This is a genomic window from Anaerostipes faecis, assembly GCF_910574135.1.
In the GTDB taxonomy this organism is placed as follows: domain Bacteria; phylum Bacillota; class Clostridia; order Lachnospirales; family Lachnospiraceae; genus Anaerostipes; species Anaerostipes hominis.
Map to the genome: position 1 here is coordinate 1 of NZ_CAJSYK010000039.1, position 15,990 is coordinate 15,990.

At 36.8% G+C, this 15,990-nt stretch carries 14 protein-coding genes and 3 pseudogenes; 16 read left to right on the forward strand and 1 reads right to left on the reverse strand.

Annotated elements, in window-relative coordinates; translation table 11 throughout:
* The first annotated feature begins 144 nt into the window (after positions 1 to 144).
* The 3 genes from QGT46_RS16080 (at position 145) to QGT46_RS16090 (ending at position 2,374) form a co-directional block, all read left to right on the forward strand.
* Positions 145 to 813 carry a flavodoxin family protein gene (locus QGT46_RS16080; RefSeq protein ID WP_148460422.1) on the forward strand — a complete coding sequence of 223 codons (669 nt, stop codon included), beginning with the start codon at positions 145 to 147 and terminating at the stop codon, positions 811 to 813.
* 380 nt (positions 814 to 1,193) lie between these two features.
* The gene (locus QGT46_RS16085) at positions 1,194 to 1,787 is read left to right on the forward strand and encodes a type IV toxin-antitoxin system AbiEi family antitoxin domain-containing protein (protein ID WP_024728803.1); all 594 of its coding nucleotides are present in this window, start codon (positions 1,194 to 1,196) and stop codon (positions 1,785 to 1,787) included.
* A complete protein-coding gene (locus QGT46_RS16090) occupies positions 1,784 to 2,374 on the forward strand; it encodes a nucleotidyl transferase AbiEii/AbiGii toxin family protein (protein WP_301591582.1) in 591 nt (196 codons plus the stop codon). Before QGT46_RS16085 ends, QGT46_RS16090 begins: the two co-directional genes overlap by 4 nt.
* A 73-nt stretch (positions 2,375 to 2,447) precedes the next feature.
* Here QGT46_RS16090 and QGT46_RS16095 read toward each other — a convergent pair whose 3' ends face one another.
* Positions 2,448 to 3,710 carry an IS110 family transposase gene (locus QGT46_RS16095; protein WP_148460424.1) on the reverse strand — a complete coding sequence of 421 codons (1,263 nt, stop codon included), beginning with the start codon at positions 3,708 to 3,710 and terminating at the stop codon, positions 2,448 to 2,450.
* Positions 3,711 to 3,833: 123 nt separating this feature from the next.
* On the opposite strand from QGT46_RS16095, the gene QGT46_RS16100 reads away from it, so the two are divergent.
* The 13 genes and pseudogenes from QGT46_RS16100 (at position 3,834) to QGT46_RS16160 (ending at position 15,554) form a co-directional block, all read left to right on the forward strand.
* Positions 3,834 to 4,271 (forward strand): nucleotidyl transferase AbiEii/AbiGii toxin family protein, encoded by a 438-nt coding sequence (locus tag QGT46_RS16100; RefSeq protein WP_301591585.1) that lies wholly within the window; start codon positions 3,834 to 3,836, stop codon positions 4,269 to 4,271.
* Between the two features lie 25 nt (positions 4,272 to 4,296).
* Positions 4,297 to 5,028, forward strand: a complete 732-nt coding sequence (locus QGT46_RS16105) for an AAA family ATPase (RefSeq protein WP_148460370.1) — start codon at positions 4,297 to 4,299, stop codon at positions 5,026 to 5,028.
* Positions 5,029 to 5,046: 18 nt separating this feature from the next.
* Positions 5,047 to 5,448, forward strand: a pseudogene (locus tag QGT46_RS17425) (AAA family ATPase); the annotation flags it as partial.
* Between the two features lie 180 nt (positions 5,449 to 5,628).
* Positions 5,629 to 5,790 (forward strand): hypothetical protein, encoded by a 162-nt coding sequence (locus QGT46_RS16115; protein WP_301591587.1) that lies wholly within the window; start codon positions 5,629 to 5,631, stop codon positions 5,788 to 5,790.
* 336 nt (positions 5,791 to 6,126) lie between these two features.
* Positions 6,127 to 7,194 (forward strand): PDDEXK nuclease domain-containing protein, encoded by a 1,068-nt coding sequence (locus QGT46_RS16120; RefSeq protein WP_301591589.1) that lies wholly within the window; start codon positions 6,127 to 6,129, stop codon positions 7,192 to 7,194.
* A 26-nt stretch (positions 7,195 to 7,220) separates the two neighbouring features.
* Positions 7,221 to 8,771: a hypothetical protein gene (locus QGT46_RS16125; RefSeq protein ID WP_148460373.1), complete on the forward strand. Its 1,551-nt coding sequence runs from the start codon at positions 7,221 to 7,223 to the stop codon at positions 8,769 to 8,771.
* A 2-nt stretch (positions 8,772 to 8,773) separates the two neighbouring features.
* Positions 8,774 to 9,406 carry a hypothetical protein gene (locus QGT46_RS16130; RefSeq protein WP_148460374.1) on the forward strand — a complete coding sequence of 211 codons (633 nt, stop codon included), beginning with the start codon at positions 8,774 to 8,776 and terminating at the stop codon, positions 9,404 to 9,406.
* Positions 9,403 to 11,781: an AAA family ATPase gene (locus tag QGT46_RS16135; RefSeq protein WP_148460375.1), complete on the forward strand. Its 2,379-nt coding sequence runs from the start codon at positions 9,403 to 9,405 to the stop codon at positions 11,779 to 11,781. The genes QGT46_RS16130 and QGT46_RS16135 overlap by 4 nt, the downstream gene beginning before the upstream one ends.
* A 10-nt stretch (positions 11,782 to 11,791) precedes the next feature.
* Positions 11,792 to 12,442 (forward strand): hypothetical protein, encoded by a 651-nt coding sequence (locus QGT46_RS16140; RefSeq protein ID WP_148460376.1) that lies wholly within the window; start codon positions 11,792 to 11,794, stop codon positions 12,440 to 12,442.
* A gap of 655 nt (positions 12,443 to 13,097) precedes the next feature.
* Positions 13,098 to 13,343 (forward strand): annotated as a pseudogene (locus tag QGT46_RS17430) (sigma-70 family RNA polymerase sigma factor); the annotation flags it as partial.
* A gap of 379 nt (positions 13,344 to 13,722) precedes the next feature.
* Positions 13,723 to 13,851 (forward strand): annotated as a pseudogene (locus tag QGT46_RS16150) (Maff2 family mobile element protein); the annotation flags it as partial.
* 124 nt (positions 13,852 to 13,975) lie between these two features.
* Positions 13,976 to 14,884 (forward strand): LysR family transcriptional regulator, encoded by a 909-nt coding sequence (locus QGT46_RS16155; protein WP_148460378.1) that lies wholly within the window; start codon positions 13,976 to 13,978, stop codon positions 14,882 to 14,884.
* Between the two features lie 85 nt (positions 14,885 to 14,969).
* Positions 14,970 to 15,554, forward strand: coding sequence for a LysE family transporter (locus tag QGT46_RS16160; protein WP_148460379.1), 585 nt, complete (start codon positions 14,970 to 14,972; stop codon positions 15,552 to 15,554).
* Positions 15,555 to 15,990 lie beyond the last annotated feature (436 nt).

A 15,990-nucleotide genomic window follows, 5' to 3' on the forward strand; every position in this document is an offset into this window, starting at 1 on the left:
CAATCGGCTTCGCCGCAAATTTTGAGCGATTTGTCAAGTGTTTTTAAAAAAAGTGGGTGATTTTTTTGAGATAGGGTCTGAAAGCCTTATAAAATCAGGGCTGAAGATTCCGAGAAGTTATTGTAAATAGAAAGGGTGTTTTGCATGAAAGTAACAGCAATTAACGGAAGTCCAAGAAAGAATTGGAATACGGTCGCTCTGTTAAAGAAATCTCTTGAAGGAGTCGCTTCTATTGGTGCAGAAACAGACTTGATTCATCTTTATGATTTAGATTTTAAAGGTTGTTGTAGCTGTTTTGCGTGCAAGAAAAAAGAAAGCAATCTTAATGGACATTGTGCAATGAAAGATGATTTGACAGAGGTGTTAAAAAAAGTTATATCAAGTGATATTTTGATATTCGGTTCCCCCATCTATTTAGGCAACATTACCGGAGAAATGAAATCTTTTATAGAACGGCTTATATTTGCAAATCTTTCTTATGATTCAGCAAACCGCACAAATTTTATGGGTACGATACAAACTGGTTTTATTTATACTATGGGCTTGCCACATGAAATGATAAAATCGTTTGGCTATCATTATATTTTTGAAAACAACAAAAATTACTTGAAACTTTTAAATGGACATTCTGAATATATCATTTCGGCAGACTGTTACCAGTTTGACGATTATTCAAAATATGCTGCATCAAATTTCAATGCAGAACATAAGGGAAAAATCAGAAAAAAGCAGTTTCCGATAGATTGCCAAAACGCTTTTAAAATGGGTGAAAAATTAGCCTCATATGCAAGTAATCAAGGCGTAACAGCTTAAAGTGCTGCTATCCTTATGAATTACAGATGTAACCATAAACTATGCACCGCCCCACGTGGGAGAAAGGAGGAATTTTCTATGGCTTGCACGGCAATATCTTGAGAAGTCCTAAAAAGCCAGCAAAATCAATGATTTCATGGAGAGAAAAGGCGTTTACTACACCACTACTACACCATTTTTGAAAGAGCCTTGAATGATAAAATAGCAAAAGATGAATGAATTTGATAATTTTGTAGAAATCTAAAATATACTGGATTATACTGTGAATTGGGTAGACATCGTCTACCCAATTTGACTAAGAAAATGTATACTTATTGACTTTTGCGCCTTGTAATTGTATAATAACGAGCATAAAAGTCAATGGGAAGTAGAGGATTATTGTGGGAGCAACTGAAGAGATTATTAAGATGGCAAAAGGGAATAATGGAATAGTTACTACTGCAATGGTGGTTGCAGCAGGGTTTTCACGTGGGAATATTAAATACCTTGTTGATAAGGGAATAATAGAGAAATCCTCCCGAGGTATTTACATTTTGCCGGAAGTTTGGGATGATGAAATTTTTAATTTACAGAATCGATTTAAAAGAGGAGTTTATTCCCACGAAACAGCATTGTTTCTATGGGATTTAACAGATCGAACACCGAACAAATATCATATGACTTTTCCGATGAATTACAATTTGACAAACCCAAAGAAAGAAAATATTAGGTGTGTGCAGTGTAAGAAAGAGATATATGATTTGGGAATAGAAGAAGTGACTACACCGGGTGGAAATGCTGTAAGAGCGTATAGTGTAGAACGAACGCTCTGTGATATTTTAAAGCCTCATAGCCATGTGGACATTCAGGTGGTAACAGAAGCTTTTAAGCGTTATGCAGCTAATTCGGATAAAAATATTCCTGTTTTATCTGAATTAGCAAAACTTTTAAAGGTTGAAATAAAACTCAGATCATATCTGGAGGTACTGTTGTGAAAAATGCAATGCAGTTAAAGGCAATTATTAAAAATCTTGCAAAAGAAAAACATATATCTGCACAACTCATAATGCAAAATTTTATGTTAGAGAGGTTATTGGAACGAATATCTGTTTCAAAATATCAGCAAAATTTTATCTTGAAGGGTGGATTTTTGATTGCAGCGATGGTTGGTCTTGACACTAGAGCAACCATGGATATGGACGCAACAATAAAAGGATTGCCTGTAAATAAACAGACTATTCGGGAAATATTTGGAGAAGTATGTAAAATAGAATTGGATGATGATGTGTTGTTTAGTTTTCGTAGTATTGGAGAAATTCGAGAGGGTGATGAATATACAGGGTATCGTGTGTCGCTGTCTGCAAATTATCCGCCCATGGCAGTTCCCTTGAAGTTGGACATTACCACGGGTGATAGGATAACTCCAAAAGAAATAGAATATCGGTTCAAACTTCTTTTAGAAGACAGAAGTATTTCAGTGCTTGCATATAACTTAGAAACAATAATGGCAGAGAAATTGGAAACTGTGATATCCAGAGGCGATCAGAACACAAGGCCAAGGGATTACTGTGAAAGAAAGTAGAGGACAGCCAATAAAAGGCGCACTTTAATAAGCTGTCTAATGGCAGCGCAAAAAAGATTATTGTTTTAAAAAGCTAAGAAGCTAATTGCGATTCGGAAATTTTCCCTTCGCGTATAAGAAGTTTCATAGCCTGCTTGATTGCCTTTTCCTTTTGTTTTTCTTTCATAGGTTCTGGCATATCAATTTTAAATAAATCGGTCGGATTCCATGCTTCCCCAGTAGATAACATCTGATAGATAGCAGTGAGAATCATCCGGGCGATAGCAATAATGGCACGTTTTTTACCACGACGTTTCATGATGCGTTCATACTTTTGCTTGTAGTAAGGAGATTTATCAGATTTCACGGCTGCATGGGCAACTTGTACCAATGCAGGTTTGAGGTAGACACCGGCACGTGTTATCCTGACAGATTTCTTCTTACCAGCAGATTCATTGTTGCCGGGAGTGAGTCCCGCCCAACAGCATAAACGTTTGGAATTCGAAAACGGAGTCATATCGGTACCAATTTCAGAGATAACAGTGATTGCACTGTTACGATCAACACCTGGAATGGTACACAGTAACTGGACAGCATTTTCATATGGAGCAATCAAAGAATCAAGCATCGTGTCTATATCATTTATCGTAGATGTGATATAATCCAGATGTGCGCGGATGAGGCGCATACGATATTTTTGGGAATCAGTCATCTGATAGCCTTCGATGGATTCAATGACACTGTCAGACTTCTTCTTTAGGGAACGAAGCAGTCTGGAAGCTATTTCTTCGTGGTTGATGGAATTGTCAGGTTGTTCAATTAGGTAATCAATAACAGATGTAGCTGATTTCCCGAAGATATCGGAAACTACTGAATCTAATGCGACATTACAGACAGTGAGCGCATTCTGATATCTGTTCTTTTCACTGGTACGGCAGGAAGTCAGTTTGTAACGGTATCTTGTAAATTCACGCAGAATACGAATCGGCTTACAAGGGATATAACTTCCCGGAACCAGACCTAATCGAAACAAATCCCCAATCCATTTGGAATCTTTCGTATCATCTTTATTGCCTTTGACAGCTTTTACCCATTTAGGGTTAGCGATGGTGACGTTTATTTCGTCTTCTAAAAGGTTAAAGACGGGAATCCAGTATTTTCCGGTAGATTCCATACAGACATCGCGACATTGGTTTTTAACAAGCCATTCTTTGAATTGCAGAATAGAATTGTTAAAGGTGGAGAAACGCTTCTTTTGATACGAAGGTTCCACACCGGAAGTGGTTTTAATGATTGTGGCAACGAGAAAAGATTTGTGAACATCGACACCACAACAGGTTTGATAAACAACTTTCATAATCAAGAACTCCTTTCAAAATAAGATAAAGAAGCCATTGACTGTTCCACCACACATTTAACAGAGAAGTTAAAACAATTCTTACTGTACGGTCTTATAGAGCCCCTTATTTGTGCTTGAAAGATGGAACTTACACTGATTATTATGCTGTCTAAAACGAAGAAAGTCTTTACGACTTACCTCACCGTGCTTTGTAGTATAGCTTCTTTAAAAACTATTTTATCAGCAATGTGGAAAAGTGAAAGACTTTCATTACTATTTGTGCCGCCGACTTGGCGGCGGAATGGAGATTATTATGATATATACATATTGGCTAAGTTGCAGTATTCCAATATAAACCTCGATCGATTAAAAGAGGCATTGAGTGCAACAACGGAAAAACGCGGTTCATCACTAGTAGTTAAAGATTATCGTAGAATTATGAATGCTGTTAAAAATAGTGAAGTTATGCAGAGGCAATGGAATAACTATCAAAAGGATTTTGACTATGCAACAGACATTGCGTTTAAGGATGCGTGTGATGTGGTGGTGGAGTTGATAGATGATTTGTCAGATGATTAATACATAAACGAGACGGAGGAGAAGGATGCGGTTAGCAAACATAAAAATTAAAAATTACCGATTACTTATTGATGCAGATTTGAAAGTAGATGATAATACTACTTTGATTGTCGGGCGCAATAATACAGCAAAAACATCCTGTGTCGAATTAATAGACGAAGTATTGAAAAATAAAGCATTGTCATATGATGACTATCCTTTGATTAGGCGTAAGCATGCATATGTTTTGTTAGCTCAATTTATGCGTAATAAAATATCATTTGATAAACTGTGTGAAAAATTTCCAGTGACATCTATTGATTTTCTTGTTGATTATACATTAGATGACCCCGATATGAATTTAGGAGCACTTGCTCCTTTTATTATTGATGTAGACATAGATACTGACTTGGCGATTATTCATGCAGAATATAGTATCAAAATCAGTGAAGAATTTTTGAGAACAATGTTTGAACCATGTTTTTTTGAAAATGGTAGTTTTGTTTACAAGCCAGAAGATGTTAGAAATATCTGTATGTCTAATTTTTCGAAGATATTTGGACTGAACATATATGCTGTTAATCCACAAGATAATAGAGAGAGACAATTGAAAGAGCAGAAGGAATTGACAAATTTATTTCCTTTTTATGTTATACCGGCAGAAAGAATGTTAGGAGAATCTGGTGACCATGGTAGTAATTCATTGGGAACCTTAATTTCTAGTTATTTTAGTGTTGATATTGAGAATTTAGACCCTAAAGTAGTAGATGAGGTATAGGAACTTCGCAAGACAGTAGAGGAAGCAAATGTTAAAATCCAAAGGCAAAGTAATGAACTATTAGGAGCCATTGTAAATAAAGCTGTTGGTTTTGGGTACCCGAATGCAGAAGAACTTCAATTAGGAGTAAATACTCGGTTACAGATTGATGATCAAATTAAGGACAAGACAGAACTTACATATGCATCAACGGTAGTGGGAGAAGCGCTTCCTAGTTCTCATAATGGATTGGGATATAAGAATCTTATTAAAATTAAATTTATGTTGGCGGATTTTGCGGATAAGATTAAACAGGGAAATCTTGCATGTATTCCCTTATTGTTTATTGAGGAACCGGAGTCTCATATGCACCCGCAGATGCATCAAACATTTGCTGGTTATTTAGAAAAGTACTTGATGATACGTTTCGTGACTTTTTGAGTGAGCTTGTTGGTGATGATAATATTTTTACTTATGAGGAATATATCAGCCGTGATTGGAGGGCCGGATAAATTGATTATTAAAAGAAAGTATAATTAAATAGCAATTTAAAGAATCATTACCAAAAATAACTCCCCATGTGTTCCACATACATTCTATACTAACATGGTAAATACAGGTATGGATATAAAGACCTTACAGTATGTAATGGGACATTCTGTTGTGGGAGCGACGCTGAATGTTTACACCCACGCAAGCTATGACCGAGCTGCGGAACAGATGGCAAAAGTTATCGGTTTTAAGGTAACTGCTACACAGGAAAAACAAAGAAAATCAGGTTGACAATACACCAGTTTACTACACCATTTGCCCATGAATTTGCGTAGACTTATGTAGATATGCATAGAGAAAGGTAAAAACAGAAAATCAAGAAAACGCCGGAAAGCCAGTAATTACAGGTATTTGAAGGCTTATGAAGGGATATAAAAGATATGATAAAAGTACTTTTTATTTGCCACGGCAGTATCTTGAAAAGTCTTGGAGAAGCCAGTAAAATCAATAGTTCTGTTACAGATAAAGGCGCTTACTACACCACTACTACACCATTTTTGAAAGTGTCTTGATATGACAGTAAAAGCAAGTTAAAATATAATTATTATGGAAAATTGAGGTGACATAATGGAAAATCATTTGACGCCATACCAATCAGTTATTACAGAAATTAAAAGCATTATTTCTTCCGGACAAGAAGCAGCTTATAGTGCCTCTAGTAAGGCAATGCTGCTTACTTATTGGAATATTGGCAAACGAATTGTAGAGCAGGAAATGGGCGGCAGTGAACGTGCAGAGTATGGCAGAGGTTTAATTTCTGCATTGGCAGACGATTTGACAAAGGAGTTTGGCAAAAATTATTCCAAAAGGAATTTGCATTATTACATCAAATTTTATCAGTGCTTTCCCGATGAACAGATTGTGAACGCATGCGTTCACAATCTTAACTGGACGCACATTCGGAGTCTTCTTCGCGTTGCAGATGAAAATGCGCGCTATTGGTACATGAAAGAGACTATTGATGAGAACTGGAGTTCAAGAACCTTAGATCGTAATATCAGTACGCAATATTATTATAGACTGCTTCAGGCACCCAAAAAAGATGCTGTAATTGAAGAAATGAAACAGAAAACCGCAGAGTTTCAGAAAAATCAGTTTGAACTAATCAAAAGTCCGGTGATTGCGGAATTTCTTGGTTTCAAAAATGAAGATACCTACTTAGAGGGAGATTTAGAATCTGCCATTCTTTCGCATATTAGAGATTTTTTAATGGAATTGGGCAGAGGATTTGCATTCGTGGCTCGTCAGCAGCATATTGTAACGGAAACTTCGGACTACTATTTAGATCTCGTTTTTTACAATATCGAACTGAAGTGTTATGTTCTAATCGATTTGAAGATGGGCAAAATTACTCATCAAGACGTGGGACAGATTGATATGTATGTGCGTATGTATGATGATTTAAAGCGAGGGCAGGGAGATAACCCTACCATTGGGATTCTGTTGTGTTCAGAAACAGATGAGGATATTGCCAGATATTCGGTACTTCATGATAATGATCGATTGTTCATGTCAAAATATCTGACTTATTTGCCTACGAAAGAGCAGTTGAAAGCAGAGATTGAGAGGCAGAAAGAAATATTTTCAATGCAGCATCCGGATCTATATGTAGACGAATTGAAAAAGGATATGTAGATGCAAATAAAGAGGGGAAATGATTCGTGAGTCTATATACGAAAGAAGAATTTGACAAATTGTCAGCCATGTATGATGGTGATAAGGATAGAGATGCAACGAGTAAGATTAGAGGATTTCTATTTCAGGATTATATTACAATTATGTGTCTCCTTCAGAAGCAAGTAAAGTATGTCTGTTCAGAATATCTAGAGGATGTGGATGTATTTTTCGAGGATGGTACATTTGAGTTTATTCAGGTGAAATATTATCCGAAGACAAACCCTAATATAAAGGAAATTTCCACAGATCTCTATTATCAGTATCTACGCCTTCAGATGCTTCAGTCTACTTTAAAAGCAGTTCCGAGACTTTATATACATAGAAAGCCAAAGGTTAAGAAACCAACGTTTGATGAGATGAAAGCATATATTGGACTTGGAAATACATTGCGCAAGTCGATGGATTATTCAAATATTGTAGATCCAGTTACCTGGCTTAAGACGAATATTTACACAACGAATAAGAAAGAGGTACAAAAGAAAAATCTGTTTGCGGCTATGGCTTCGGAGGACTCGTTGAAAGGGTTTGCAACCAAATATGATATCACCCACCAGTTGGATATCAATGAGTACAAAATAGAATTGATGAAAGCATTAGCCCGAAATTATCTGAATGCTGATAGTGGTGGAGATGAGGAGCACTGGCAGATAATTCTGCTTGGCCTTGCGATTTCATATATACAACAGCGTTATGAGCTAGTTGATTCGGATTTTGAACAGATAAGAGTGGATAAAAAGGAATTTGATCAGTATATGAAAAATTCCACCAGAATGAAGAACGAGAAGACTATTGCCAATTATCTGGTGGGTGTTGTTTGTGAGGAATATGGTGAGATTATAAATAATAATGACCTTTCTGATTTACAGACTCGCATGTTGAACCGGATATACCAGAATACTTTACAATGGATAAATAAAATTGCTCAAACTGTGGATGGTCAGTATCAGCTATTGAATACATTTAGTACGGACGATGTTAGTAAGGTTGCTGCGTACAGGGGAGCGATTGTAGATAACAGATTTATCTATATGACGGAATGTAAAACAGCCTTTCTTGTTTTTCTGGATTATCTGTGGAAGATTATGTTAGACATTTGTCAGGAGAAGGCAAATGATGAGGCGGAGATTTCTGTTCATTTAGAAATGTTTGATCCATGTCATTATATGGATTTCTCAGTAACTGACTATATTTGTTTAAATTTTTCAGAAGATAAATATGTAAGCCGTAGTGTAATTCTGCCTTCGGCGGACGGAAAGTTTAAAGGTGTAAAACGAAAGATTGTAGAACGTATGGTGAATATATCACCTAAGCCAGAAAAATGGTTTTTTGAGAATAGTAAAATTACCAAAGGTAAAAATTATTATAATTATAGTACGGCAAATGTAAATGAAAATCCTACGGTTGCGGATCTTGGTGAAGATAGTTTTTATATTGAGTGTATGGAGTGTATTGGAATTGATGAGGATGAATGGAGCGTACCGGAAGCTTGCGGTGGCTGCATCTTTTCAGAGAAATGTGTCAAAGAGGAAATGTAGTTATGATTTTGCAGGAAGAGTTTAAGAAGAGTGGCTATAAGGATATCCTTGTTGGGGATATGGCTTCTGAATATGGAATTGTTCTGGAGGATCTCTTTGATTTGGATCAGAAGCCGGAAGAGTTATTATGTATTTTTATCAGCGAGCAGAGAGATGATTTGTTTTTTCTTCTGGATGGAGATTTGATAGAGATCAATACTTTATGTGATCGCTGGGATGATCGAATTCGTGTGTTTATGATTATTAATGGTAAAGCAGAAATGATTCATAAACTAAAGTATAATGTTGTGCAGTTGATTGTTTATTCCAGGGATATTCCAGACAAGAGCCGAGAGGGTAATTTGATAATATCAAGGAAGATTCTCATTAAGGGCGATATGACAGATAAGAATCAAATTGTAATTGATGATGATGAGGTGATCGAATTACCATTTCATATGATTCCGACAGATGCATTTGCACCGGATACGGAGCAAATGAAACGATTGAGTCAGTTACTTCCTGAAGATGAAGGACTATTAGCACTAATGGAAAAGAAACGGAAAAGAGTGAACAGAAAAGAAAGAGAAGGTGTACTGGATAAGTCTTTTGAAGTGCAGGATTACGAACAGATTAAGGAGTGGCTGAAAAGATGATAGTTCGCAAGATAAGAATGATAAATTTTAGAGGGTTTAGCGATAAAACCATTGATTTTAATGCTAAGCCGGTTGTGCTTCTTTCAGCTGCAAATGGAATTGGTAAGACGACAACTGTCGATGCGATTGAGTGGTGTCTGACTGGCAACATTGGAAGATTAAAAACTGCTTTTGATGCTAGAAGTACCAATGATACTGAACGCAAGATGAATACGGATGGTATTCTAAAGAATCGTTATGCTGGAGCGAAAACGAAGGTCAAGGTAGTTCTCTGGTTAGTTGATGGAGATAAAGAGATAATTCTTTGCAGAGAACAGACAAAGGATGAACTAGATCCAAGGTCATCTAAGGCTACGATAGATGGAAATGAAGAAATGGCGAAATCATTTGTCCGGGAATATGTAGGAGATAGTTTCTATAATTTTCATTTTTGTGATGTTCAGAAGTCATTTAATGTTCAAAGCAAAAAGAGAAAGGATCTAAAGGACTTCTTTAATGAGTTTATCACAAACTATGAAGATCGTAAGATGGTTGCGGAGAATCTGGAGCTTTTTGCTGAGGATGTTGATCGATATATTGAGGATAAGAAAAAGCAGAAGGTACCGCAGACGGTGATTGAAAACCACAAGAATCAGTTATCGAAAGTTCGTGAGGATGCAAAGCAGGTTTCATATCCTTCGACCATTTTTTATCCGGATGAAAAGACAGATATAGTTGGTCTTAATAAAGAGGAGTTAAGTGCACAGAAAGCAGAAGTGTGTAATTGTGGTTATCAGGTGGTGAGAGAAGAACTTTATAAACTTGTAGAAAATGAGAATTTAAAGGCCCAGCAGGTTGTTATTAAAAAAATTGCTTCTTACTGGGAGACGAAAGAAGAGCATATTCAACGTGCGGTGAAAGCTGGATTTTCGAAGAATACGGATGCAATTATAAGTCTTGAGACCAAACTTAGTAAATTGAAGGGGTTGTCTCTTGCAAAAGATACAATCTTTCAGGCCGGAGAAGCAATGATTGCCTTCGAAATTGATGGCTTTATGAAGTCTGATTTTGATATGGATAAGAAGGTAATTAAAGAGAAAGAGGAAAATCTAAAGAAGCTCTCTGCCGAGATTGAGCTGCTTTCCAAGAATAATAAGATGCTTAAGTTGTTGTCTTCTCTTTCGGCGAATAAACAAGTGGTGATTGAACATAGAGATGCTGTTTTAAAAGAGAATGGTCTTGCCCGATGTCCCGTTTGTGGTTCGAAGTCATTTTCTACCATGGAAGAGGCTTTGATTCTTAAAGAAGCCGATGAGTATATTAAGCAAAATGGGGAATCTGTAAAGGTAAAAGAAGTACAGAAAACGTCGTTACAGACAGAGATTGAAACTCTTTATCAGAAAATCATTAATTACACAAAAACTGTCGTGGAGAAAGAAAAGGAAAGGTTAGAGGTGGAGATTAATGGCCTGAAAGCTCTAAAGGATGAGATACAGCCATATTTTGATGCGGTTAAGATATTGCAGAAATCAAGACGAGAGATCAATGTAGAAGAATTGACTGCAGAAAAGGTAGGGGAATTACAGGCTGTTGTAGAGGGGGCGCTTTTAGAGGAAACCAAAGAGCAGAAAGTGAGAGAGGTTTATCAGTGGATTCTAACGGTTTTAGGGTATGACTTTGAAAATGAGACGGTGCAACAGACATATGCAAAGGTAAAAAATCTCATTACCAAATCCTATGAGATTTCGGATTTTTCTTACGATTTATTTGTATCAAAGATTAATGCCATTGATAGTATTCTTGCAAATCAGACGTTATGCGACCTGAATCAGAAACTGAAGGAGGATAATGAGAAAAATCAGAACCTTGATGCAGAAATAAAAGAACTTCAAAAACTGAAAGATAGTGCATCTCAGAGAGCAAAAGATATCAAGGATGTTGTGGAGAAACTTTCGAAAGACGAATACGAAAAGGTAGGTCCGGCTCTTGGAAAGTTCTATAATAAACTGATAAGATTTAATTCTAGTGACGGAATCAACATTGTCCAGGAGAATGAGGGAATCTCGTTAATTGATGATAAAGGCAAGAGTATCGTTAATGTTTTAAGTAATGGTCAGATCAGTGTCTTTATGCTGGCTCATTTTTTTGCGGGTATTAATGCGAGAAATGACCGTGAAAAGATGAAGGTATATTTTATCGACGACCTGACGGCATGTATGGATGATGTAAATATGCTTGCGTTCATGGATTTGCTTAAGTATCAAATGTCATCAAAAGCAACCATGGAGCAGTTATTTTTTATCACCTGCGATGACCGTATTAGTAAGTTGCTGAAGTATAAGTTAAGTGGACGTGGTATTGAATTATGTGAACTTTCAGAAGCAGATTTTGTGTAGGAGGGGAAGCATGTTCAAGAATGATCATACATATTTTAACACGACAATGAAAACAGAAGAGGCAAAAGAGCTGCTTTCTAATTATAATTATGCTTTGGGAAAGAAAATTCATGCCGATATAGTAAGGTATTATAATCAGATTTGCAAAAATATGAGATTACGTGTTGAGGGCAACTATATAAAACCGATCAATACATTTATCAGAACTACTAAAATATTTGAAAATCGCGAGACTTTTGGGTTTATTGTCATGGGTATTAATTGTATTCTTGTTGAATTATATTTTGAATTAATCAATGGGTATGATGCGTCAACCGATGGCAGAAATCATATTGTAGATGCATATAAAACAGTATTGCCACAGTTAGATTCTGAGATTTCTACTTCTGATGCTCAAAAGTTCTACAAAGGGATTCGTTGTGGAATAATTCATCAAGGTCAAACAAAGGAGAATACTGCCATTACATTTGAATATGATTGTATTGTGGAACATAATGGGGAGTATTATTTGTGCAATCCAGAATCGTTGTTTAGAAAATTGCAAAATCTATATGCATCATACTGGAAAAATTTATCCGAAAAAAGTTATTGTGAACCTCTTGCTCAGAAAATGATTTCCAAATTTACCAAGATACTCGAACATGACACAGTAGTTGAATAGTCAAGAACACCGGATTAGACGATGGCTTGCTTTGACCATATGATGCTCTGCTACCGTTATCATAAATAGGATGGAAATTATTTGTTGATCTTCTTGTTGGAAATCTCTTTCAGAATTCGAAGAGCCGGAGATTATTAATAAATTTCCCAGGAAATACATCCAAAGATTGTGCCATATATTGTAGAATGAAATGTATTGGACAATGAAGAAATACAAGAAGGTCTATATCAATCACTCCTTGTTGCCGGACATGCTCTCTCACGTTTTCTATGAGATACACTTTGTGCGAATATTGTGAATGTGGGTATGAATGTGAAAACGTTGCGATATCTGAGGAGACATTTTGATGCAGTATTACACTGAGTGTTTATATTTATACAAGTTATGACCGGACAGCGGAGTAGATGACAAAACTCATAGGTATTCCGGAAGTCAAAACACTGGATATGGTTAAGAAAGAATGGACTTAATACATCATTTACTACACCATTTGCCCGTGAATTTGCGTAGATTTACATAGATTTGCGTGAGTTTGGAACAAAAAATGAAAAAAGCGTCAGAAAGCTTGAAATATCAAGGTTTGAAGGCTTATGAAGGGATATAAAAGATATGCTAAAAATTTTATTCATCTGCCACGGCAGCATACAAAGAACACATCATATATACTTTCAACGGTTTCTGCAAAGTTGTCATACGCTACGCGGCTATCAACGCATGGCGGGAACGGAGCAAACGGCGGCAAAGGGAAATATCCTTTGAATACCTCACAGAAGAAAAATTTTACCCATTCAGTACATCAGATGAATGTTTCGCAGACCCCTATGAGGAATACCGTATCACGAGATGCGGTCAGACAATTATTCTCACAAAAAACGGTGGCTTATCTCTGCCCTGTTCCAGTTCCGCTTTGGCAGTAAATGAAAATAAAAACTGAATAACCGCCGCCCATTACAGTGGTACATACAAGCAGTAAGTCTGAAAAAGATTTGCTGCTTTTTTTGCGCCCGTTTTGGCAGAATCCGCACACAGCAAGCCGGGGGAAAATCGGCACAAGCCCACACAGAGAAAGCCGCCACATTCTAAGAGCAAGATTCTACCATAGTACTAAATTTCGCCAATCGCTCATTTTGTCCTATGGGAATCTTGTTGGGGTTGCCACCCCAAGCTCGCCTTTTTGCGGCTTACGCCGCTTGAATGAATCCACCCATGAAAGGAGGTCAGCCGACCATGAAAAGATATAACACGCCCCACCGAAGCCGGGTAATCAAGACACGCTTGATATGAATTTTTTCAATAGCGCAGTAGACGTTTTGCAGACTATCGTTGTTGGTCTGGGCGGTGCCTTTTGCGTGTGGGGCGGCGTCAGTCTTTTGGAGGGCTACGGCCAGGATAACCCGGCTAGCAATGCTCATGTGCCATAAAGTAACGCCAAGACAGCCGCCCTATATTATTCCGTTTTGAAATGTAAGGATCGAAAAACACCTTATTTTATGATAAAATTAAGAAAATGCTCGGCAAAAAGGTGATGATAAAATGACGATACAACAGTTGAAATACGTCATTTCAGTTGTTGAAAATGGTTCGATTACAGAAGCAGCTAAAAAATTGTATATCTCACAACCAAGTCTTTCAAACTCAATCAAAGATATTGAAAATGAAGTCGGAATAACAATCTTTATTCGGAGTCGTTCAGGTATTGCATTAACAAAGGAAGGCGCAGAATTTGTCGGTTATGCTCGGCAAGTAATACAACAAATGGAGTTGTTAGAGGATAAATATATATCTCATTTACCCCCTAAAACACGTTTTAGCGTTTCAACGCAGCACTATACTTTTACAACAAATGCTTTTGTTGAAATGGTAGAGCATTTTGGACAGGAACGCTTTGAGTTTATTTTAAATGAAACGCAAACGCATCAAATTATGGAAGATGTAAAAAATCGCTTTAGCGATTTAGGCATTATCTACATTTGCAAAAATAATGAGGCGGTTATCCGCAGAGCATTAGAAGAAGCAAAATTAGTTTTTATAGAACTCTTTACTGCCAAACCGCATGTATTTATGCGTTCTACACATCCTTTGGCTGAAAAACAATCTGTTACTTTGAAAGAACTTGAAGAATATCCCCGGCTTAATTTTATACAGGGCAGTTATGAATCTTCTTATTTTGCAGAAGAATTGTTTAGTGCAGTTTCAGTAGAAAAAAATATTAAAGTCAGCGATAGAGGAGCCATCGTTAATCTTATGATTGGAATGGACGCTTACACAATTTCAAGTGGTATTTTCCCAAAATATTTACAAGGGGACAAAATCATTGCTGTTCCTCTTGCGGAAGATGAAGCAATGCACATCGGATATATTTTGAATGAGAAACAAGACTTATCTGAATTGGGGCAAATATATGTTGAAGCCTTAAAAAAATATGGGGTTATCATTCCATAGTTTCAAACTATGGATAAGCATTTCCAAATAAAATTTTATATGAATAGAATGTCGTGATATACTAATTGGCATGGAGGGAAAATTCATGCCAATTTATATTATTACCAGCTTTTTGGTGTATTGTATAATCAATGCGTTTACACCAGGACCCGGAAATATTCTTGCACTGAATACAGTAACAAATTATGGTTGGAAAAAAGGAAAACCGCTTTTTTTAGGGATATTTGTAGGCTATTATATTGTTCAGGCTATTTGTGCAATATTTGTCTTTGGTGTAAGTAGTTTTCTTCCCGATATTTTGAAAATTCTGAAATATGTTGGTGCCGCCTATATTTTGTGGCTGGCCTTTCATATTGCTGCCAGTAAGCCAGATATAAGTGGCGACAGCAAATCAGCGTCTTTCACAAAAGGATTTATGCTTCAATTTGTAAATATCAAAATATATATGTTTGGCATTACTGCGTTGACAGGCTATATTACAGATTACAGCACATCTCTTAGCATTTTGCTATTATTTGAAATGATAATTGCAACGATTGGGACAATCGCAACAATCACATGGATTGGATTAGGAATACTAATACAAAAATATTATCTTAAATACTATCGAGTTATAAATATTATTCTTGCATTAACATTATTGGAATGTGTATATAGTATGCTAAAATAAATTGTTTTCTGACAAAATAGCAAAGCCAGTCGAGCCAGTCAACGGTCAAGATGAACGGCGCGTATGCGCCGCCGTTGACAGCCCCGCCCGTCTTTGCAGGAGGGTAATCAAGGAGCTGATCAGTTTTGCTATTGTCATAATCTAATCTATTTCCACCGCTCAAAAAAAGCCTTGTTTCTCCACAGGGCTATTCCGGTCATGGGTATGTATTATACCATGTAATTCAACAACACAGCAAAGCATTTTTTTCGCCCGGTAGGTTTGCAACCTGCCGGGCGATTTTTACGTATGACGGGCATGTCCGTGTTCTGTGGTGCAAGTCCACATAGGCGTAGCTACCGACGAACTTGTAAGCGACTCCCAAGGTTTGCATCGTGAGGTGTGGGCGAGAAGAAGGGATAGCGAAATCGTAGCCCTACGGACAGAAACCCGATAT